The organism is Musicola keenii (assembly GCF_014855505.1).
In the GTDB taxonomy this organism is placed as follows: Bacteria; Pseudomonadota; Gammaproteobacteria; order Enterobacterales; family Enterobacteriaceae; genus Musicola; species Musicola paradisiaca.
In genome coordinates this window covers 40,604-60,494 of sequence record NZ_JAAWVW010000002.1, presented here as the reverse complement: position 1 = coordinate 60,494, position 19,891 = coordinate 40,604, and the positions used below count along the sequence as shown (strand labels likewise).

Below are 19,891 nucleotides of genomic sequence, written 5' to 3'. Positions count from 1 at the left end.
GGAATCATAATCAGCGGATGTCGAAACGATAACCCTGGCCGCGAACGGTAGTGATTACCTCATTGGTGTTGGCTGCCTGTAACTTCTTGCGCAACCGTCCCATCAGCACATCAATGGTATGGCTCTCACGCAGTTCGGCATCGGGATACAGTTGCAGCATTAACGACTCTTTGCTGACAACTTTGCCGATATTACGAATTAACGTTTCGATGATGGTGTATTCGAACGCCGTCAGCTTGACCGGCGCACCATGTACCATCAATTCACGGCGGGAGAGATCCACTTCAAAGGGCGGCAGGCTGATAACCTGTGAGGCCAGGCCGCTGTTGCGTCGCATCAGCGCCTGAATACGTGCCATGACTTCTTCCAGATGAAAGGGTTTAGTCACGTAATCATCGGCGCCGGCTTCCAGCACTGCCACTTTTTCCTGCCAGCTTTCCCGTGCGGTCAGCACCAGAATCGGCAGCTTTTCCTGCCTGGCGCGCCAGCGGCGGATCAGGCTGGTGCCGTCTTCAACCGGCAGGCCCAGGTCGACAATGGCGATGTCTGGGGCGTGCTCATGCAGAAAGTAATCCGCTTCTTTCGCGTCGGCCGCCGCATCCACCTGATGCCCCAGTTCATTCATCTGAACCGTCAGGTGGTGACGTAGCAAGACGTTATCCTCAACAACCAGAATGCGCATGACTTTTTCCTCTGTCATTGTTTTTGATGAGCGTCTGCACGCGGATGAGGGCAGACCACCGCCTAATAGTGGCAGCTCGGTCAGAATTATCCACCATTGTTATCAACTGAGGTTAAACGGTTTAGCAGAATATTCGGGCAGATGCGCCGCGGCATCTGCCCGAAGGGGAGGAAGTTAAAGCTCGTCGACCAGTTTCACGGCACGGCCAATATAATTGGCAGGCGTCAAGGCTTTCAGCCGCACTTTTTCGTCTTCCGGCAGTGCGAGCCCGTCAATAAAGGCCTGCATACCTTCAGCATCCACACGTTTCCCTCGCGTCAACTCTTTCAACTTTTCGTAAGGTTTTTCAATGCCATAACGGCGCATGACTGTTTGAATCGGCTCGGCCAGCACTTCCCAGTTATGATCCAACTCGTCCAGCAGGTGATTCTGATTGACTTCCAGTTTGCTGATACCCTTGAGGGTGGCTTGATAGGCGATCACGGCATAACCAACGCCGACGCCCAGGTTGCGAAGAACGGTGGAGTCGGTCAGATCACGCTGCCAGCGGGACACGGGCAATTTACCGGCCAGATGCCCCATTACCGCGTTAGCCAGGCCCAGATTACCTTCCGAGTTTTCAAAATCGATGGGGTTGACCTTGTGCGGCATGGTGGAGGAGCCGATTTCACCGGCGATGGTTTTTTGCTTGAAGTGGTTCAGGGCAATGTAACCCCACATATCGCGATCGAAATCGAGCAGGATGGTATTGAAGCGGGCGATGCAATCGAACAGTTCGGCAATATAGTCATGCGGTTCGATCTGCGTGGTGTAAGGGTTCCACTGGATACCCAGCGAGGTGACGAAGCTTTCGCTGAACTGATGCCAGTCCACGGCTGGGTAAGCCACCATGTGTGCGTTGTAGTTGCCGACGGCGCCGTTGATTTTACCCAGGATATCAATCTGCTGCAGCTGGCGATACTGGCGCTCCATCCGATAGGCGACGTTGGCGAATTCTTTGCCGATTGTCGACGGCGTTGCGGGTTGTCCATGGGTTCGGGACAACAACGGAAAGTCGCGATACTGTCGCGCCAGTTGTTTGACGGCGTCGATAATTTGGCGCCAGAACGGCAGTACGACATCACGGCGAGCGGTATCCAGCATCAGCGCATGGGACAGGTTGTTGATGTCTTCGGACGTGCAGGCGAAATGGATGAATTCGTTAACCGCATGCAGCGCGGGGACGGCGGCTACCTTTTCTTTCAGGAAATATTCCACGGCTTTGACATCGTGGTTGGTGGTTCGCTCGATGGTTTTGATGCGGGCTGCGTCCGCCTCGTTAAATTCGGCAATGATTTTATCAAGGAAAGCGTTTGCGTCGGCATCAAATGCAGGAACTTCCTTGATTTCTGCACAGGCCGCCAGTTTTTGCAGCCAACGTACTTCAACCTGCACACGGAATTTCAGCAGGCCGAATTCACTGAAAATGGTGCGCAACATGCTGACTTTATCGCCGTAGCGTCCGTCAATGGGGGAAACGGCGGTCAGTGAGGATAATTCCATCGCAAGCAACTCCTGGGATTGTGTTCAAAAAATAATGGTTGTTTTTACATTATCTCATGGCGGGCGCTGAACCGGAATAAGCCGCGCGGCGCCTGAGTCTGACGGTAGTTGTTAATGGCAGCGAGACAGAATGTCCTGTGCCTGTTTGATCAGCCGGGTTCGGGAAAACATCAGTTGCAGACGGCCGCCGCCGATTTGCTGCCACAGTACGGCAGCGCGGATACCTGCCAGTAGCGCCGCTCTGACCCGGGCTTGCGTCTGTGAATTTTTCAGCACTTCCTGCGCGCCAGTGACCTGAATTCGGGGGCCCAGTTTACTGATGACATCCACATAGACCCCAGCCAGCACGTTGATGAATGCATCCGACAGCAGCTCGTAATGATCCAGTTGTCGATCCAACTGGCTGATACGGTTGCCCAACTCGTTCATCGCGTCGGTATTTTTGTTCAGCCGCCGCTCCAGCGTCATCAGACTGAAGGTATAACGCGATAATTCGGCACCCAGATTTTCATGTGCACTGCTTAATATGCCCAACAGTGTCTCCAGCCCGGCGCGAAGGTATTTTTCCGTATTGCCGAAAACGTCGAGAGTCGTGGCGGGGTTGACGATCAGGATGCTACTCAGCGACGTTCTGAATGCGTCGGTGTCGCAGGTTCCCTGGTGCGCCAACTGCTGTACCAGCCGGGCTGATTGGCAGATGCCCGCCAGCGCCAGCGTGATGTCATAATAATTCTTAGCCACAATTACTCCTGTTATCGTCATCCAAATGGCTGTGGAATGGCCTGTTTAAGCCCTCGCGATCAGCACCATGGACGCAGAGAAAAATCAAAGCCGGGTAGACGTTACCCGGCTTTCTCATGCGTGCAGAATCATGCCATAAAAAGGGCAATGAACCCAGCATGAAGCATGCCGGTCGATGCCATCAGTCTGTCGTCGAGTCGTCTGATATAAATGCTTTCAGTTTAGCGAAAAATCAGAAAAAACGACGGGGTACCCTGCGACGAAATAGCATCAGGGCGCCTGTAAGCGCCCCTGAAAAAATGTGTTCTTTTTATGCGGTCAGCCCAAAGCGCTCTTCAATGATGCCGCCGCCGAGACACACTTCGCCCTGATAAAACACAGCGGATTGCCCCGGCGTTACCGCCGCGACGGGGGACTCGAAATGCACTTCCACCCGGTCTTCGCCCAGCGGCGTCAAGGTACAAGGGATATCCGCCTGCCGGTAACGGGTTTTCACCGTGCAGGTTTGCGGTTGACTCAATGGCTCGCGATCGACCCAGTGCAACTGCTGGGCGATCAGACCTTGCGACATCAGACGCGGATGTTCGTGCCCCTGGGCGACATACAATATGTTATTGGCGACATCTTTATCGACTACGTACCAAGGATCGTCGCCGCCGTCTCGGACGCCGCCAATGCCTAACCCTTTGCGCTGCCCCAAAGTGTGGTACATCAGCCCTTGGTGTTCGCCCATTGTTTTGCCGTCGTCGACAGAAATAATGGCGCCCGGTTGTGCTGGCAGATAGCGGGCCAGAAAGTCACGGAATTTGCGCTCGCCGATAAAGCAGATGCCGGTGGAGTCTTTCTTTTTAGCGGTGGCCAAATCCAGCGCTTCCGCGATCCGCCTGACTTGCGGTTTTTCAAGTTCGCCGACCGGAAACAGGCTTTGCGCCACCTGCTCGTGACTCAGCGTATACAGGAAGTAACTTTGATCTTTGTTATTGTCCAACCCGCGTAGCAAGCGGCTTTTACCGGCGATGTCCTGCCGGCGCACGTAGTGCCCGGTGGCGATATAGTCTGCGCCGAGATCCTCAGCGGCGAACTCCAGAAAGGCTTTGAATTTGATTTCCTTGTTGCACAGGATGTCCGGGTTTGGAGTTCGTCCGGCACGGTATTCAGCAAGGAAATGCTCAAAGACATTATCCCAGTATTCGGCGGCGAAATTCACGGTGTGCAGTTCGATGCCTAGTTTGTCGCAGACTGCTTGCGCATCGGCCAAATCGGCCGCAGCGGAACAGTATTCCGTATCGTCATCCTCTTCCCAGTTTTTCATGAACAGGCCTTCCACCTGATACCCTTGCTGTTGCAACAGGTAGGCGGAAACGGATGAATCAACGCCGCCGGACATGCCGACAATGACTTTTTTCTGGCTGTTATCTGACATGGAAAATCTCGCGAACGGAATACATGGAAGCCCTTAGGCGAAAAACAGGCGTTATAAGGTATCACAATCAGCCTGGCCTCGCACGATCGCAACCCGAATCCCTTCGGGCATGGTGGGTAAGGCTAGAGAGAATAGGGCCAGTTAAAAGCCTCAAACAGGCTGAGCGGGTAGCGTTGCCCACGCTGGTAGCAGCGCAGACTCTCGGCAACCAACGGTGAGCGCAGGCAGGCTGCGTTCAAAATCTCTTCCGGCTTCAGCCAGTGACAACAGGAAATATCGCTGTCACGTGGCGCCGTCGGCTGACGCTCAGGCAAATCAATCGCGAAGCTGAAACGCAGAAAGGGGGTACCGTCTGGTGCGATCCATTGGTGAACTTGCAGCAAACTCTGCGGTTGGGCGTGAATACCGGTTTCTTCGAGCAATTCGCGGCTGGCCGCCTGCAACAATGTTTCGTCAGCCTCTAGGTGCCCGGCCGGTTGGTTCCACAGCATCTTGTGATTTATTTCTTCTTCGACAACGAGAAAATACCCCTCAGCCTGTACGACGCAGGCGACGGTTACATGGGGTTTAAACATGAGCGATCTCCTTCCATTCCCCGGGTTGTAATCCATCCAATGTGTGGTTGTCCATACTGTAGCGAATCAGGCGTAGCGTTGGGAAACCGATGTGGGCTGTCATTCTGCGGACTTGCCGGTTACGGCCTTCATAAAGCGTGATTTTTAACCAGCTGGTCGGGATTTGCTTGCGTTCCCGGATCGGCGGATTTCGAGGCCATAACCACAGCGGTTCATCCACACGCTCCGCGCCCGCCGGTTGGGTCAGACCGTCGTTCAGTTGCAGTCCGGTGCGAAATGCTTGCAATGCGGCTTCGTCGGGTATGCCCTCTACCTGGGCATAATAGATTTTGGGCGTTTTTTTACCGGGTTGGGTAAGCCGGGCCTGCAATTTGCCGTCGTTCGTCAACAACATTAACCCTTCGCTATCGCGATCGAGTCGACCGGCGGAATAGATGTCGCCGAACGGTATGTAGTTTTTCAGCGTTTCTCTTCCTGATTCATCAGTAAATTGGGAAAGCACATCAAATGGTTTATTAAACAGCACGATACGTCGCGCTTGTCCGATCGGTATGGATTTTATGCGCGAGCGTGAACTGAAACGGTTAAGTTTGTGATTTTTAACAGAGAATTTATTCATCTTAATACTGGCCGTAGGTGACAAAACCATTATACTCGAAAACGGTTTGTGATTGGCGCGGGCTGAATATTCAAGTAAAATTGACACCCATCTTACAAGTCATTAACAAAATGGCGCTCGAAGGAGAGGTAAATGGAAAGCAAAGTAGTTGTACCGACAGAAGGGCAAAAAATTACAGTTGACGCTCAGGGCAAACTGATTGTTCCTGATAATCCGATTATTCCCTTTATTGAAGGTGATGGTATCGGCATTGACGTCACTCCAGCCATGATTAAAGTCGTTGATGCTGCAGTGAAAAAAGCCTATCAGGGCCAGCGCGCGATTTCCTGGATGGAAATCTACACGGGTGAGAAATCGACTCAGATTTACGGTAAAGACGTATGGCTGCCGGATGAAACACTGGATTTCATCCGCGACTATCGTGTTGCGATTAAAGGGCCGTTGACGACCCCGGTAGGGGGCGGTATCCGTTCGCTGAACGTGGCGTTGCGTCAGCAGTTGGATCTGTATGTTTGTCTGCGTCCGGTTCGTTATTATGAAGGTACACCCAGCCCGGTGAAACAACCTGAGTTGACCGATATGGTCATCTTCCGTGAGAACGCAGAAGACATTTATGCCGGCATTGAATGGAAAGCCGGTTCAGCGGAAGCAGACAAGGTAATTAAGTTTCTGCAGGATGAAATGGGCGTGAAGAAAATTCGCTTCCCGCAGCAGTGTGGTATTGGTGTGAAACCTTGTTCAGAAGAAGGAACCAAACGCCTGGTACGTGCAGCAATCGAATATGCCATTGCTAATGATCGTGATTCGCTCACGCTAGTGCATAAAGGCAATATCATGAAGTTTACGGAAGGCGCCTTTAAAGATTGGGGATATCAGTTGGCCCGTGAAGAGTTTGGCGGCGAGCTGATTGATGGTGGGCCGTGGGTCAGCATCAAGAATCCGAACAGCGGCAAAGAAATTGTCGTCAAGGATGTAATCGCGGATGCTTTCCTGCAACAGATCCTGCTGCGTCCTGCTGAATACGATGTTATCGCTTGTATGAATCTCAATGGTGACTATATCTCTGATGCACTGGCCGCCCAGGTAGGTGGTATCGGTATCGCGCCTGGAGCGAATATCGGCGACGAGTGCGCACTGTTTGAAGCGACTCATGGTACTGCGCCGAAATATGCAGGCCAGGACAAGGTTAACCCCGGTTCTGTCATTCTTTCAGCCGAAATGATGCTGCGCCATTTGCGTTGGTATGAAGCCGCAGATTTGATCGTCAAAGGTATGGAAGGCGCTATCAAGAACAAGACTGTGACCTACGATTTCGAACGTTTGATGGACGGTGCTAAACTGCGTAAATGCAGCGAGTTTGCGCAAGACATCATCGACAATATGTAAGTAATGAGCGTCGCGCTTTGTGTTACGCCGAATGGTGTAACCATCCGCGGCGCTGTTTTTCTTTTTTAGTGCGTGTGCGTTACCTTCTTAATTCACCACTCCCCACCTAGTCTTAAACCGTCAGTTTCGCTGCTTCTAGCCATATTTTTCTTTCCACCGGCTAAAATTGTCTTTTTGTGGTTATGCGAATTTTTTTTGCATGAAAAAACAGCGAGATCTGGCAATTCATATAAACACTTATCATTTGATTGGTACTTTTTGTTCAGTCGTTCGGATATCTGAGGGAAAGAATGTCTGTATTGCAATCAGATGGGGAAATGAAGTCAATGTGATAACAAGTCGTCGTTAACCGGTGAGAGCATGAATTTATAGTAATGGGTTATCAACTCGATGGCGGATGATTGAAAATAGCGATCTATTAAGATAATTAACGACTTTTGACTACGTCCTTGATATCGGAAGGCATTGTAACCTCAGAAAATATTGACCTAAGGTCTTCCTCATCGTCGGCATTTTGCTATTCTGTAAAATGCGGCCTGATAATTTGCATAATAGATGTGATCCCGTTTACAGGGGCAGAATGCGACGAAGGATAGTAGCCAGCGAGCATTTTTAATTTCTTTGGGTGAGTTCGGTGAATTTATTCACTAACAATGATTTTTACGTAATAAAGTTACGCAAACACCGGTACTGCGATAGGCTACGAGTTTTTGACGAAAAAAAACAATGGATAATGTGAGGGGAACCCCCATGAGTCGAGCCCCAACCAATAATGACGAAAAAAACAGGCTTACGGCATTGAGTGAGTATGGCGTCAATGAACCGTTGTCTGATCCGGATTTCGATAATCTGGTTCGTCTGGCGGCGAATGTGTTCAACGTCCCAATCGTGCAGATTTCTCTGCTGGAAGAAGAACGTTTACTGTTTGCCGCAAGTGTTGGCATATCCACGCATGAAGCTACACGGGAAGCTTCTTTTTGTACGTATGCGATTCTTCGAAAACGTATGTTGGTTGTTCCTGATGCCCGCAAAGATCCTCGTTTCAAGAATAACCCAATGGTCGTCGGCGATCCGCATATTCGCTTTTACGCCGGAATTCCGTTACGTACAGCAAGCGGATATCCGATCGGCGCACTCAGTATTATTGACAACAAACCGCGAGCATCCCTGAGTGCGCGTGATGCACACAACCTGCAAGATCTTGCCACGTTGGTTATGGATCGTTTGGAAATGCGTCGTTTGGATTTGGCTCGGAAATCCAGCCAGGCGTGCTTTGAGTCCGTTTCAGAATCCTCTCCTGATTCCGTATTGTGCGTAAATGATAAGGGCATCATTACCTATTGGAATCAGGCCGCGGAAAAATGCCTGGAATATACCGGTGAGCAAATTATCGGTGAGCATATCAGCACTATTATTCCCGATATGTTTGTAGTTCAACTGCATCATTTGGCGACGGACAAAGTTTCGTTGTTCAGAAAAAGTGCGATGGAGCTTGAAGCCCGGACGTTAAGCGGCACATTGGTGCCGGTTGAACTATCGGTGTCCATGTGGCAAAGCGACAACCAAACCCGGTATGGGGCGATTCTGCGTGATGTGACGGATCGAAAACGTTATGAAGAGCGGCTGTTTTTGCAAGCGCATCGTGATCCTTTGACCGGGTTGGCAAACAGAACCCTACTGGCTTCGACTCTGGATCACGTTTTGAAGAGTGCACTGGCGGTAGCGGTACTGATCATCGATCTGGATGGATTCAAAGATATCAACGATAGCCTCGGTCATTCGAGTGGTGATGAGATTCTTACCAGCGTAGCCAAACGTTTGCAGGCGAATGCCCGGCCCGAGGATCTGGTCGCCCGGATGGGGGGCGATGAGTTCGCCATGCTGTTGCCTGGTTTGAATACGGAAGCGCTGGTGGCGGACTTAGCCGAGAGAATCATTCATGATATTTCTCAGGTGGTACAAATTGATAATCAACAAATCAATATCAGCGCCAGTATTGGTATTGTCATTTCACCTTCTCATGGAATGACTTCGCAAGATTTGCTAACTAGCGCGGATCTGGCTCTTTACAAAGCCCAATCCGACGGTCGCAACTGTTATCGCTTTTTTACCCGTGAATTGCGGGAGGTTTTCCAAGCACGGCATGCATTTCAGCTTGAATTTATCAGGGCCTATGAGCAGAAAGAGTTCGAAGTTTTTTATCAGCCGCAAGTCAGTCTGATCAGCAATAAGGTTGTTGGTGCGGAAGCTTTGCTACGTTGGCGGCACCCCTACAAGGGATTACTGACGCCGGCCGTGTTTCTTTCCGCTTTGGAGCGGGGGCCTTGGGCCGAGCGCATTGGGGACTGGGTTGTTGAGACGGCTTGTCAACAGGCGGCGGAATGGTACAAAGGTGGGGCTGAAAATTTCCGGATCAGTATCAACCTGTTTGCCGCGCAATTCCGTTCCGGCATGTTGGCGCAGAAAATTCAATCAGTGTTGGCGAAATCAGGGCTGAAGCCAAGTTCACTCGAACTGGAGATTACGGAAAATATTATTCTGCGCTATGACGAAAATATGCTGAAGCCGTTAAATGAATTACGTAACCTTGGTGTTGGCATTGCATTTGACGATTATGGTACGGGGTATGCTTCGTTAAGCATGTTGAAAAATTATCCGGTAACCCGGCTTAAAATTGATCAGACATTTGTCAGAACAATGTGTGACTCAGCACCGGATGCAGCTATTGTCAGGGCCATTTTGTATCTGGGTAAGAGCTTTGGTCTGGATGTTATCGCTGAAGGGGTGGAGACCGAAGATCAATGTGAACGCTTGCGCAATAAAGGGTGTGAACAGGCTCAAGGTTATCTTTTTGGCCGCCCGATGCCCTCTACTGAGTTTGAAAAGTTACTCGAGCTGGGGGGGTAGTGTGAGAGTGAAATATCTGGGATTGATGGTATGTCAATAGCAGTCCGCATTATCGATTGATGATCTTTATTTTCCTCTAATCTTTGCACCGTATTGGAATGCAATTTCAAGCCGCTTTTACTGAAAATGGCCATCGAGTTCTGTGTTTCTGGCATGGATGATATTTCTTTACTAAATGCCATATGTGTATCATTGGTAGTTAAAATGTAAAGTTATGTTTATCCGGTAACAAAAAGGTTATCAATGCTTGAAAATCGGTGCTTAACCCATACGATGTTTTTGCAAACAAACCATTGTTGCTTTCGCTAAATAGAGGAAATCAGATTTATATGATGCGTATCGCGCTTTTCCTGCTCACCAACCTGGCTGTCATGGTTGTTTTCGGTATTGTGCTCAGCCTTACGGGCATAAAATCCAACAGCTTATGGGGATTGGTTATCCTGTCTGGAATCGTGGGTTTTAGTGGTTCAGTGATTTCTCTACTGATGTCGAAATGGATGGCATTGCGGTCTGTCGGCGGAGACGTGATTGAACAACCACGTAATGAGACGGAACGTTGGTTGCTGGACACGATTAGCCGCCAGTCTCAGCAGGTCGGCATCGCCATGCCGCAGGTTGCTATCTATCATGCTCCCGATATTAATGCGTTTGCCACGGGTGCTCGTAGGGATGCTTCTCTGGTCGCAGTGAGTACCGGGTTGTTGCAAAACATGACCCGAGATGAGGCAGAGGCCGTTATTGCACATGAGATTAGCCATGTGGCCAATGGTGATATGGTTACCATGACGCTTGTTCAAGGGGTCGTGAATACCTTTGTATTCTTCATTTCACGAGTGATTGCCCAGATTGTTTCGACATTTGTTGCTGGGAATCGAGATAATGAAGAAAGCGATAGCGCTGGAAATCCATTGGTATACTTTGCGGTCGCCACCGTTCTGGATCTGGTATTTGGAATTTTGGCCAGCATTATCACTATGTGGTTCTCCCGTTATCGTGAATTCCATGCTGACGCAGGTTCTGCAAAGTTGGTGGGGCGTGAAAAAATGATCGCCGCGCTGCAGCGTTTGAAAGTGAGTTATGAGCCTCAGGAAGCCAGCTCGATGATGGCATTTTGTATTAATGGTAAATCTAGGTCTTTCAGCGAATTGTTTATGACACATCCTCCGTTGGATAAACGAATTGAAGCATTACGAAATGGCGAATACCTGAAGTAATAGCAACCGAATATCTCTAAAATCCCGCATTGCCGCATTGCCGCATTGCCGCATTGCCGCATTGCTGATCACTTAAGCGGAGTCACATTACGGTCTACCGGAAAGCGGGTTTTTGATATCTTCACCGCCCTGGGTCTCGATGGCCTGGGGCGTTTTTCTATGAACATGATGCCTGTGCAGCCTGGCAACTCCGCCAATCTCCGTGGCGTATGCGCTGGCGATAACGTGCCCGCCATCACCGCTATCTGGTTTGCTATGAACTGACAGGCAAACTTGACGCTCACCTCATTGGGTGTTCTTTGATGGACGATGGCAGCCTGACACGTCTCCCGCCTGACCAAATTGTATCCAGGCAGCAACTCCCATAGCTCCTGATACACCAAGTCCACCTTCTTGTTCCTCAGCGTGATGGCATTGTGCTGCATCGAGCTTTGATATTCCTTGTATCCCCGCTCGATTTCCCAGCGTTCATGGTATAGGGTTGCCACCTGAGCTGAATCGCGCCACGGGGAGAGAAGTAAATACCTTTTTCTCCTTGCCAGCCACCTCGTAGGTCACTGCGCTAACTTGCCAGTGCGTTGGCTGCGTTGGTTTTTTCTTGCGAGCCTGAGGCGAGACCTTCATTTGCAAAAGACAGTCGCCGTCGCCATAGCGCTCAAGCTCCGTATACACCAGCCTCTTACGTTCCGGGATGAACCTGTGGCGGTTAGTGGCTTCGGTCTGAATATGCAGCAACAACTCGGCACTGAAGAACTCCTTATCCAACAAGATCACTGAATTGTCCGGCAATGATTGTATGAACGTGCTGGCCAGGGGAGTCTCCTCTTTGCGGTACGGGCTGATCGCCGCATTGGCAATCACATGGGAGTGAACATTCATGAGCGTGACCAACCGCAGCATTGAGTAGGGAGGCTGCCGGTCGGTTGAGGTGTTACCTGGGGCGAAATCGCATCGCTCAAGTTGTTTGCAATAGACATAAAAAGATCAGGAACCAATGAATGGTTCCTGATTGTCCTACAACAGAAGGAGCGGTCAATGGAGCCTTAACTGATCAGCATTGTGCGTAATAGCAGGCTTTTTTCCATCCAGCGTATTCGGAATGGATATTGAATACATCTTCTATGTCAGACAGCCAGTAGCGGCATAGTACGTGGGATACTTGCGCGATATATGCAGGGCATGTGGTATCAGTCATTCGAGTGTTATAGCTTCAGTCAAAACAGTTAGTGAAAAATGGGATGATGTTTCATAAAATAAAATCGAGATCACAGAAAAATGAAACATTGTTTCTACAATGTTGACAAGATAAGGCGTTTAATTGTCTGTCAAAATGATGAAGGCAGTGGCGTCTGAATTTTCACGATAAGCACTAAGGATTTACGGATGGCTAAAGGTAAAAAGCTTTCTTTTACATTTCATACTTACCAGGATTCTGCGACCGGTACGGAGGTAGTTCGTCTCACTCCACCCGATGTCATTTGTCACCGTAATTATTTCTATCAGAAATGTTTTACCAGTGACGGCAGCAAGTTGCTGTTTGGCGGAGCGTTTGATGGCCCGTGGAATTACTACCTGCTTGATCTGAAAACACAGCAGGCTACGCAGCTTACTGAAGGAAAAGGCGATAATACCTTTGGGGGTTTTCTGTCCCCGAAAGATGATGCGCTTTATTACGTTAAGAATGTCCGCAATCTGATGCGCGTTGATTTGGAAACTCTGGAAGAGAAAACTATTTATCAAGTGCCGGATGAATGGGTGGGTTACGGTACCTGGGTCGCGAATTCCGACTGCACCAAGATGGTCGGGATTGAGATTAAGAAAGAAGATTGGAAACCTCTGACAGACTGGAAAAAATTCCAGGAGTTCTATTTCACTAATCCATGCTGCCGCCTGATTCGCATCGACCTTCAAACTGGCGAGGCTACAACCATCCTCCAAGAAAACCAATGGCTTGGACATCCGATCTATCGTCCGGGCGATGACAATACGGTCGCTTTTTGCCATGAAGGCCCGCATGATCTGGTTGATGCGCGTATGTGGTTTATCAATGAAGATGGATCGAATATGCGCAAAGTTAAGGAACATGCTCCCGGTGAAAGCTGTACGCATGAATTCTGGGTGCCGGATGGTTCTGCGTTGGTGTACGTATCCTACCTTAAAGGTGCAACCAATCGGTTTATTTGCAGCATCAATCCCGTCACTCTGGAGAATCACCAGGTAGCTGAGATGCCGCCATGTTCCCACTTGATGAGTAACCATGATGGTTCCTTGATGGTGGGTGATGGATGTAATGCCCCAGTTGACGTAAAAGACGATGGTGGTTACAAGATTGAGAATGATCCTTTCCTCTATGTTTTCAATATGAAAACGGGGCGTCAGCATCGTGTCGCACAGCACAATACGTCTTGGGAGGTTCTGGAGGGGGATCGTCAGGTAACACATCCACATCCGTCGTTTACGCCGGATAATAATCAGATTCTGTTTACGTCCGACGTCGATGGAAAACCAGCGCTGTATCTGGCAAAAATACCGGAATCTGTTTGGCAGTGATTATTATGAAACCGCGCCATGGATGAGCGCGGTTTGTTATTTTCCGGGATTAGATATTCGTGTCTGGTAATGCCATAACTACGCAGAGTTTGTGAAGAATTGTGGGTTATGGCAATGCTTGATTGCTATCCCCAACACGTTCCCTTTATACTAGAACAAGCGTTCTATTTTTTTTAAAACAAGAAAAACTGAGTAGGGTAACCACAAAAATGGCTATTGCAGATTTAGATAAACAGCCCGATTCCGTGTCGTCAGTATTGAAGGTCTTTGGCATTTTGCAGGCGTTGGGGGAAGAGCGGGAAATTGGTATTACCGAGCTCTCTCAGCGTGTAATGATGTCGAAAAGTACCGTTTATCGTTTCCTGCAGACGATGAAATCCTTGGGTTATGTCGCTCAGGAAGGCGAGTCAGAAAAGTATTCTTTAACGCTGAAGTTGTTTGAACTAGGCGCTAAAGCGTTGCAGAACGTGGATCTGATTCGCAGCGCTGATATTCAAATGCGCGAATTATCCGCGTTGACTCGTGAAACAATCCACCTTGGTGCGCTGGATGAGGACAGCATTGTCTATATCCACAAAATTGACTCTATGTACAATTTGCGTATGTATTCACGAATCGGACGCCGTAACCCGCTGCACAGTACCGCTATCGGCAAAGTCTTGTTGGCTTGGCGCGATCAGGAAGAAGTGCGGGGAATTTTGTCTAATGTTGAGTTTACACGTAGTACGCCTCGGACTATCAGCAATACTGAAGAACTGATGTCTCAGTTGGATCTGGTGCGCGAGCAAGGATATGGCGAAGACAATGAAGAGCAGGAAGAAGGACTGCGTTGTATCGCTGTTCCGGTATTTGATCGCTTTGGAGTCGTTATCTCTGGGTTAAGTATCTCGTTTCCAACGATACGCTTCTCGGAGGAAAGCAAACACGAATATGTCGAAATGTTGCATACAGCAGCGCGGAATATCTCTGATCAGATGGGATACCACGACTATCCATTCTGATTTCATCTTCGAGTAGGAATCTTTACAGCAGCCTGTCATTATGACAGGCTTTTTTACTGTTATTGCCGACAGAGCTCCCATCAAAGAAGGCGGTTATCGAATTTTTCATTGTGCAAGTGGTAGAATGAGCGCTTGGGTCAGTAAAGTGGCAGGTTTTTAGACATGAGTGGGTTGGTTTCAAGCATGCTTGAGATTGTATTTGTCGGTTTAGTTGTATTACTGGTTATTCTCGTGTGGTTTTTTATCAATCGTGCCAGCGTGCGCGCCAATGAGCAGATCAGGTTATTGCAAGAGATCGTCGAACAGCAGAAACAGCAGCTAGTTCTATTACAATCATTGGTACCTACAACGGAACATAAGGAAGAGGCTGAACCTCAGCAATCGGTTCCAAATGAAGCTGAACTTTATTTGGGCGGTATGATTCCCGAACGGTGACTGTTTCATTTCATCCACGGCAGAAAAAACGCAGTAAGGCAACGTGGTTTTTTATATTGCGCTATCTTCATGTTTTATCCGTCTAGATTCTGATGCCGAGCGGTGGCGTGGCGTGGCGCAGAGTGCTACTCTACGCCGTCAGGTTATTGGCAGGATTGGAGCGCTGTAACCTACGGATAGTCGGAAGATTATTTAACAATTGTGGGTTAAATATTTTTTCGAATTGCAAAACTAAACAGAAATTATCTTTTGCATGTGATCTTTCGTGTGGATCACCACTGCAGATAAGGGAATTAACATGCCTGTTATTACACTTCCTGATGGTAGTCAGCGTCATTACGAGCGTGCCGTCTCTCCTTTCGATGTTGCATCAGATATTGGCCCTGGCTTGGCAAAAGCGTGTATCGCGGGCAATGTCAATGGTGAGTTGGTTGATGCGCGCGATCTGATTGAAACTGATGCTCAGTTGTCAATTATCACTACCAAAGATGAAGACGGACTGGATATTCTCCGTCATTCTTGTGCGCATCTGTTGGGGCATGCCATCAAACAGTTGTGGCCGGAAACTCAGATGGCGATTGGACCGGTTATCGACAATGGTTTTTATTATGACGTTGACCTAGACCGTCCCTTAACTCAGGAAGATTTGGATCTGCTTGAAAAGCGGATGCATGAGTTGGCTGAAAAAGACTACGACGTCATTAAGAAGAAAGTAAGTTGGCAGGAAGCTCGAGATACTTTTGCTGCGCGCGGCGAATCTTACAAAGTTGCCATTCTTGACGAAAATATTAGCCGTGACGATCGTCCGGGCCTCTATCATCACGAAGAATACATTGATATGTGCCGCGGTCCGCATGTACCGAACATGCGTTTCTGTCATCATTTCAAACTGCAGAAAACTTCAGGTGCATACTGGCGTGGCGACAGTAATAACAAAATGCTGCAGCGTATTTACGGTACTGCGTGGGCGGACAAGAAACAGTTGAGCGCATATTTGCAGCGTCTGGAAGAAGCGGCCAAGCGCGATCATCGTAAAATTGGCAAGCAGCTTGATCTTTATCATATGCAAGAAGAAGCACCGGGGATGGTGTTCTGGCATAACGATGGCTGGACGATCTTCCGTGAGCTTGAAGCTTTCGTACGTATGAAGCTGAAAGAATATCAATATCAGGAAGTTAAAGGTCCATTTATGATGGATCGAGTCCTGTGGGAAAAAACCGGTCACTGGGAAAATTACAAAGAAGCGATGTTTACAACTTCGTCAGAGAACCGGGAATATTGTATTAAACCAATGAACTGTCCTGGTCATGTACAGATTTTCAATCAGGGCTTGAAGTCCTACCGTGATCTCCCCTTGCGTATGGCGGAATTCGGTAGTTGCCATCGTAACGAACCATCTGGTTCTCTGCATGGGCTGATGCGTGTACGCGGTTTTACTCAGGATGATGCGCATATTTTCTGTACTGAAGAGCAAGTTCGTACCGAAGTGAACAGTTGCATTAAGATGGTGTATGACATGTATGGCACCTTCGGTTTTGAGAAAATAGCGGTTAAATTGTCAACCCGTCCCGAAAAGCGCATTGGTAGTGACGAGATGTGGGATCGCGCCGAAGAGGATTTGGCGGCGGCTCTGACGGAGAATGGCATTCCGTTTGAATACCAGCCGGGAGAAGGTGCATTTTACGGCCCTAAAATCGAATTTACTCTCCATGACTGCCTGGATCGCGCTTGGCAGTGTGGTACTGTCCAGCTTGATTTCTCATTGCCTGGCCGATTAAATGCATCCTATGTCGGTGAAAACAATGAGCGCCAGGTTCCGGTTATGATCCATCGGGCGATTTTAGGCTCCATGGAGCGCTTTATTGGTATTCTGACTGAGGAGTTTGCCGGATTCTTCCCGACATGGCTGGCTCCCGTTCAGGTTGTGGTAATGAATATTACCGATAGTCAGTCTAATTATGTCAGCGAATTGACCAGAAAATTGCAGGATGCAGGTATTCGTGTCAAAGCAGACTTGAGAAATGAGAAGATAGGCTTTAAAATCCGCGAGCACACTTTGCGGCGTGTTCCCTATATGCTTGTTTGTGGTGATAAAGAGGTCGAGGCAGGTAAAGTAGCTGTCCGTACCCGCCGGGGCAAGGATTTGGGGAGTATCGATGTCAGTGAAGTGATCAATAAGCTGCAGGAAGAGATTCGCAGCCGTAGTCTTCATCAGTTGGAGGAATAAGGTATTAAAGGCGGAAAACGAGTTCAACCGGCGCGTCCTAATCGCATCAACAGAGAGATTCGCGCTCAAGAGGTACGCCTGGCAGGCGTTGATGGCGAACAAATCGGTATTGTCAGCCTGAATGAAGCGTTAGAGAGAGCTGAGGAAGCTGGGGTCGATTTAGTTGAAATCAGCCCGAACGCCGAACCGCCAGTTTGTCGAATCATGGATTACGGCAAATTCCTCTATGAGAAGAGTAAGGCCACTAAAGAACAGAAGAAGAAGCAAAAAGTTATTCAGGTCAAGGAAATCAAATTCCGGCCTGGTACCGATGATGGCGACTATCAGGTCAAACTACGCAACCTGGTTCGCTTTCTGGAAGACGGTGATAAAGCTAAAATCACGCTCCGTTTCCGCGGACGTGAAATGGCGCACCAACAGATTGGTATCGAAATGCTTAACCGCGTTCGTGACGATCTGATTGAACTGGCGGTTGTTGAATCCTTCCCAACGAAGATTGAAGGCCGTCAGATGATTATGGTGTTGGCACCGAAGAAGAAACAGTAAGGCTCTCAAGTAACAAACCGCGCTGCATGTTCGGCGCGGTTTTTGTTCGCCTTATCTGATTCGTTTTATTAACAATGCGAAGTGGAAATAATAATGCCGAAGATTAAAACAGTACGTGGCGCCGCTAAACGCTTTAAAAAAACCGCCGGCGGTGGTTTCAAGCGTAAGCATGCTAACCTGCGTCATATTCTGACCAAAAAAGCGACTAAACGTAAACGTCATCTGCGCCCGAAAGCTATGGTTTCCAAAGGAGATCTGGGTTTGGTTGCAGCATGTCTGCCTTACGCATAAGTAACCTTTTCATTCAGAATAAGATTTTAGGAGAGAGCATATGGCTCGCGTAAAACGTGGTGTGGTTGCTCGTGCACGTCACAAGAAAGTATTGAAACAAGCGAAAGGTTACTATGGTGCCCGTTCGCGCGTTTACCGTGTTGCCTTCCAGGCTGTCATCAAAGCAGGACAGTATGCTTATCGTGACCGTCGTCAGCGTAAGCGTCAGTTCCGTCAGCTGTGGATCGCACGTATCAATGCTGCAGCCCGTCAAAACGGCTTGTCTTACAGTAAATTCATCAATGGCCTGAAAAAAGCCTCTGTTGAAATTGACCGTAAGATTCTGGCTGATATCGCCGTATTCGACAAAGTAGCGTTCACCGCTCTGGTTGAAAAAGCGAAATTGGCTCTGGCGTAAGTCAGATGGAAGAGGGGGCTTGTCTCCCTCTTTTCGTTTTTACTAGACTGAATTTATTGTTCTGATTCAGATTTTTGTCTTTCAGACAACGTAGAATAGATATATCGTCAACCAGAATGATAACGACAAGGTAACGCAAGTATGAACGCTGCTATTTTCCGTTTCTTTTTTTACTTTAGCGCCTGAACGACGGGGGCTTTGCGCGTAAGAAAAGAAACGAAAGATAGCGCCTGAGCCTCCTGAATGGAGGCTTTTTTATTGGAACGAGCCTCGGATTCCACAACGTGGCTCCGGCGTACTGAAACCGTTATTTTCCCAATCATGATCGTTGGCCATACAGGCAGAAGAAGAGGAATGCAATGCAACATCTCGCAGAACTGGTTGCCAAAGCCAGAACAGCCATAGAACAGGCCGGAGACGTCGCCACGCTGGAAAACGTGCGTGTCGAATTTCTGGGCAAAAAAGGTCATTTGACCCTTCAGATGACCTCACTGCGCGAACTGCCTGCCGAAGAGCGTCCTGCCGCTGGTGCGGTGATCAACCAGGCGAAACAGGATGTACAGGAAGCGCTGAACGTCAGAAAACTGGCGTTGGAAAGTGCGGAGCTGAATGCGCGTCTGGCCGCGGAAACAATTGATGTGTCGCTGCCGGGAAGGACCATGGAGAACGGTGGGTTACACCCGATCACACGTACTATCGATCGCATTGAAACGTTCTTTGGTGAATTAGGTTTCTCGGTTGCATCCGGGCCTGAAATTGAAGATGACTACCATAACTTCGATGCCTTGAATATTCCGGGCCATCACCCTGCTCGTGCCGACCATGACACCTTCTGGTTTGATGCAAAGCGCCTCTTGCGTACGCAAACGTCCGGCGTGCAGATTCGGACGATGGAAAAGCAGCAGCCGCCGATTCGCATTATTGCGCCGGGCCGTGTCTATAGAAATGACTACGATCAGACGCATACGCCGATGTTCCATCAGATGGAAGGGTTGATTGTTGATAAAAACATCAGCTTTACCAACTTAAAGGGAACGCTGCATGATTTTCTGCGCAATTTCTTTGAGGAAGATTTGCAAGTACGTTTCCGCCCATCCTATTTCCCGTTTACCGAGCCGTCGGCTGAGGTCGATGTTATGGGGAAAAACGGTAAATGGTTGGAAGTATTAGGTTGCGGTATGGTGCACCCGAATGTGTTGCGCAATGTGGGCATTGATCCTGAAGTGTATTCCGGGTTCGCATTCGGTATGGGCATGGAACGTTTAACGATGTTGCGATACGGCGTGACGGACCTGCGCGCATTTTTCGAAAACGATTTACGCTTCCTCAAACAGTTTAAATAAGGCGGAATAGCA

The 19,891-nt window shown here is 48.9% G+C and carries 18 protein-coding genes, 1 pseudogene and 1 other annotated feature; of the genes and pseudogenes, 12 read left to right on the top strand and 7 right to left on the bottom strand.

What is annotated here, in order from left to right; genetic code table 11:
* Positions 1–10: 10 nt before the first annotated feature.
* From phoP to rluE, 6 genes are all read right to left on the bottom strand, one after another.
* Positions 11–682, bottom strand: a complete 672-nt coding sequence (gene phoP, locus HEP82_RS02560; protein ID WP_015853763.1) for a two-component system response regulator PhoP — start codon at positions 680–682, stop codon at positions 11–13.
* 174 nt (positions 683–856) lie between these two features.
* Positions 857–2,224, bottom strand: a complete 1,368-nt coding sequence (gene purB / locus HEP82_RS02555; protein WP_192456651.1) for an adenylosuccinate lyase — start codon at positions 2,222–2,224, stop codon at positions 857–859.
* Positions 2,225–2,335: 111 nt separating this feature from the next.
* A complete protein-coding gene (gene hflD / locus HEP82_RS02550; RefSeq protein WP_192456650.1) occupies positions 2,336–2,965 on the bottom strand; it encodes a high frequency lysogenization protein HflD in 630 nt (209 codons plus the stop codon).
* A gap of 310 nt (positions 2,966–3,275) precedes the next feature.
* Complete coding sequence (gene mnmA / locus HEP82_RS02545) at positions 3,276–4,388, bottom strand: tRNA 2-thiouridine(34) synthase MnmA (RefSeq protein ID WP_192456649.1); 1,113 nt, start codon at positions 4,386–4,388, stop codon at positions 3,276–3,278.
* 122 nt (positions 4,389–4,510) lie between these two features.
* Positions 4,511–4,963, bottom strand: coding sequence for an NUDIX hydrolase (locus HEP82_RS02540; protein WP_015853759.1), 453 nt, complete (start codon positions 4,961–4,963; stop codon positions 4,511–4,513).
* Complete coding sequence (gene rluE / locus HEP82_RS02535; protein ID WP_192456648.1) at positions 4,956–5,582, bottom strand: 23S rRNA pseudouridine(2457) synthase RluE; 627 nt, start codon at positions 5,580–5,582, stop codon at positions 4,956–4,958. Before rluE ends, HEP82_RS02540 begins: the two co-directional genes overlap by 8 nt.
* A 132-nt stretch (positions 5,583–5,714) precedes the next feature.
* Between rluE and icd the strand changes: the two genes are divergently transcribed.
* The 3 genes from icd to htpX all read left to right on the top strand — a co-directional run bounded on the left by icd (position 5,715) and on the right by htpX (position 11,089).
* A complete protein-coding gene (icd, locus tag HEP82_RS02530) occupies positions 5,715–6,968 on the top strand; it encodes an NADP-dependent isocitrate dehydrogenase (RefSeq protein ID WP_192456647.1) in 1,254 nt (417 codons plus the stop codon).
* Positions 6,969–7,718: 750 nt separating this feature from the next.
* Positions 7,719–9,875 carry a putative bifunctional diguanylate cyclase/phosphodiesterase gene (locus tag HEP82_RS02525; protein ID WP_192456646.1) on the top strand — a complete coding sequence of 719 codons (2,157 nt, stop codon included), beginning with the start codon at positions 7,719–7,721 and terminating at the stop codon, positions 9,873–9,875.
* Between the two features lie 329 nt (positions 9,876–10,204).
* Positions 10,205–11,089, top strand: a complete 885-nt coding sequence (gene htpX, locus HEP82_RS02520) for a protease HtpX (protein WP_192456645.1) — start codon at positions 10,205–10,207, stop codon at positions 11,087–11,089.
* A gap of 68 nt (positions 11,090–11,157) precedes the next feature.
* Here htpX and HEP82_RS02515 read toward each other — a convergent pair.
* A pseudogene (locus HEP82_RS02515) lies at positions 11,158–12,043 on the bottom strand (IS4 family transposase); the annotation flags it as partial.
* A 429-nt stretch (positions 12,044–12,472) separates the two neighbouring features.
* On the opposite strand from HEP82_RS02515, the gene ogl reads away from it, so the two are divergent.
* The 9 genes from ogl to pheS all read left to right on the top strand — a co-directional run bounded on the left by ogl (position 12,473) and on the right by pheS (position 19,879).
* A complete protein-coding gene (gene ogl, locus HEP82_RS02510; protein ID WP_192456644.1) occupies positions 12,473–13,639 on the top strand; it encodes an oligogalacturonate lyase in 1,167 nt (388 codons plus the stop codon).
* A gap of 209 nt (positions 13,640–13,848) precedes the next feature.
* Positions 13,849–14,640, top strand: coding sequence for a DNA-binding transcriptional regulator KdgR (kdgR, locus tag HEP82_RS02505; protein ID WP_015853753.1), 792 nt, complete (start codon positions 13,849–13,851; stop codon positions 14,638–14,640).
* Between the two features lie 183 nt (positions 14,641–14,823).
* Complete coding sequence (locus HEP82_RS02500; RefSeq protein ID WP_407938271.1) at positions 14,824–15,075, top strand: YebO family protein; 252 nt, start codon at positions 14,824–14,826, stop codon at positions 15,073–15,075.
* A 298-nt stretch (positions 15,076–15,373) separates the two neighbouring features.
* Positions 15,374–17,302 carry a threonine--tRNA ligase gene (thrS, locus tag HEP82_RS02495; protein ID WP_192456642.1) on the top strand — a complete coding sequence of 643 codons (1,929 nt, stop codon included), beginning with the start codon at positions 15,374–15,376 and terminating at the stop codon, positions 17,300–17,302.
* 3 nt (positions 17,303–17,305) lie between these two features.
* Positions 17,306–17,848 (top strand): translation initiation factor IF-3, encoded by a 543-nt coding sequence (infC, locus tag HEP82_RS02490; RefSeq protein WP_192456848.1) that lies wholly within the window; start codon positions 17,306–17,308, stop codon positions 17,846–17,848.
* Positions 17,849–17,941: 93 nt separating this feature from the next.
* Positions 17,942–18,139 (top strand): 50S ribosomal protein L35, encoded by a 198-nt coding sequence (rpmI, locus tag HEP82_RS02485; RefSeq protein ID WP_015853749.1) that lies wholly within the window; start codon positions 17,942–17,944, stop codon positions 18,137–18,139.
* 40 nt (positions 18,140–18,179) lie between these two features.
* On the top strand, positions 18,180–18,536 hold the full coding sequence (gene rplT / locus HEP82_RS02480) for a 50S ribosomal protein L20 (RefSeq protein ID WP_015853748.1): 357 nt from the start codon (positions 18,180–18,182) through the stop codon (positions 18,534–18,536).
* A gap of 136 nt (positions 18,537–18,672) precedes the next feature.
* Positions 18,673–18,796, top strand: a sequence feature (Phe leader region).
* Positions 18,678–18,722: a pheST operon leader peptide PheM gene (gene pheM / locus HEP82_RS02475; protein ID WP_106120997.1), complete on the top strand. Its 45-nt coding sequence runs from the start codon at positions 18,678–18,680 to the stop codon at positions 18,720–18,722. (Overlaps the previous feature by 45 nt.)
* Before the next feature lie 99 nt (positions 18,797–18,895).
* Positions 18,896–19,879 carry a phenylalanine--tRNA ligase subunit alpha gene (gene pheS, locus HEP82_RS02470; protein ID WP_192456641.1) on the top strand — a complete coding sequence of 328 codons (984 nt, stop codon included), beginning with the start codon at positions 18,896–18,898 and terminating at the stop codon, positions 19,877–19,879.
* Positions 19,880–19,891: the final 12 nt, after the last annotated feature.